The organism is Desulfovibrio sp. 1214_IL3152, assembly GCF_036763055.1.
In the GTDB taxonomy this organism is placed as follows: Bacteria; Desulfobacterota; Desulfovibrionia; order Desulfovibrionales; family Desulfovibrionaceae; genus Desulfovibrio.
This window is the reverse complement of sequence record NZ_JBAIYW010000479.1, coordinates 1-1,454: the sequence shown is the minus strand read 5'-3', so window position 1 is coordinate 1,454 and position 1,454 is coordinate 1. Positions and strand designations below refer to the sequence as shown.

The 1,454-nt window shown below is 57.2% G+C and carries 3 protein-coding genes; all 3 read right to left on the bottom strand.

What is annotated here, in order from left to right:
- Positions 1-100: 100 nt before the first annotated feature.
- Positions 101-349: an HU family DNA-binding protein gene (locus V6C07_RS10165; protein ID WP_333536340.1), complete on the bottom strand. Its 249-nt coding sequence runs from the start codon at positions 347-349 to the stop codon at positions 101-103.
- Positions 350-458: 109 nt separating this feature from the next.
- Positions 459-1,082 carry a nicotinate (nicotinamide) nucleotide adenylyltransferase gene (nadD, locus tag V6C07_RS10160; protein WP_333536337.1) on the bottom strand — a complete coding sequence of 208 codons (624 nt, stop codon included), beginning with the start codon at positions 1,080-1,082 and terminating at the stop codon, positions 459-461.
- Positions 1,083-1,220: 138 nt separating this feature from the next.
- Positions 1,221-1,454 (bottom strand): nickel insertion protein (gene larC, locus V6C07_RS10155; RefSeq protein WP_333536336.1); only part of this gene is annotated, 234 nt, incomplete at its 5' end.

Here is a 1,454-nt window from a genome sequence, read left to right as displayed (position 1 = left end):
GAGCTCATTTGCTTGAATCTGTTCGGCAAGGATTCTCTGGAAGAACTTCTGAATCCGCGAAGACGAAAAACTATAAACACCTATAGTTATAGCCTGTTAGCTATGGGTGCTTAACCGGACAACATTGTGCTGCAATATGAATTTCCTGGCCGGTGCGGGGGTTGCGGCCTTTACGGGCGGCCCGCTTTACCGTCTTGAAGCTGCCGAAACCGGAGATTGCTATACTCTCTCCATTCTTCAGCGCCTCCGCGAGCTTTGAAAAAAGAGTGATGTAAGCCTTTTCCGCCTGAGCCAGAGTATCAAGCCCGGCTTCTTCCTTCAGCTGTTTTACGAGCTCCGCTTTTGTCATAATTCCTCCATTGTATGTTGTGAACCTTGCTGATCCTGCAAGGCTACCTCACTGACATATAAAGGAGCGCCATAGAAAGCAAGCCATTTGCCAAAACGTCCGGGCTTTTTTACTCTCTGCCCCGGATCCCATAGAGCCGAAAGGTCTCCATATACTCCGCGACTTCCTCCGGCACTTTGCCCTGGACAGAACAACCCGCCTCGATGTCACTCCGTATCTCGGACGCGGACAGCGGCAGCGCGGGATCGTCCAGCACCGTCACCCTGGCCCCGGGGAAAGGGAAAGGCGGTACTTCCTCCTCGGTTTCCCGCCGCAACACCACGATTTCCGTCTCGCGAAGAATGGAGTTGACGTCTTCCCAACCCGGCATTTTCCGGAACACGTCAACACCCACCAGCAAATACAGGGCAGCCGTATCATAGTGCGAGCGGATCTCGCGGATCACGTCACAAGTATGCATGCCCCGCGGATGGTTCCTTTCCAGGTCTGACACGATGACCTTGAGAGTCTTCTGAAAGGCCAGCAGGCACATGGCGTACCGGTGCATAAACGGGGTCGGGCGCGTATTCTTGTAAAACGGGAATGAAGACGGGATGACCAGGGCGCAATCCAGCTGCAACCGCTCGACGAACAGCTCGACGGCGCGGACGTGCCCCAAGTGTACCGGGTTGAAGCTGCCCCCGTATATGCCGACCCGAAGGCGGGGTTTTCCTGTGACATGGTGCTGGGTCATCGCGCTGCGCCATTATGTTCCGTTGACGGGTTTACATGGCCGAAGCCGGGGTGGATGGCTCCGCGGCCCTGGCATTACGCCGGCCGCGGCCGCCATGAGAATGGATATTACGTGGAGCAGGAAGCCGGCCGCGCGGTATTATGCGCCCAGAACCCAAACAGCCCCGTTGGTAGCGTTCTGAAAGACCTTGCTCCCGTAGCTGATGACGCTCTTCGTGACGGTCATGGCGGGCCATTTGCCAAACTCGGCTCCAAGAGCCTTGAGCAGAGATACGGCCGTCGGCGTCACTGTTTCGCCCACACCGTCGAAAGGCACCACCGGAACGCCTTCGAGCAGGCGCAGCACGGCGGGAGCGGGAGAGCCGACATGGCC

Excerpts from the sequence above, each read along its gene's own strand:
- V6C07_RS10165 (WP_333536340.1), bottom strand. The coding sequence starts at position 349 with ATGACAAAAGCGGAGCTCGTAAAACAGCTGAAGGAAGAAGCCGGGCTT.
- nadD (WP_333536337.1), bottom strand. The coding sequence starts at position 1,082 with ATGACCCAGCACCATGTCACAGGAAAACCCCGCCTTCGGGTCGGCATA.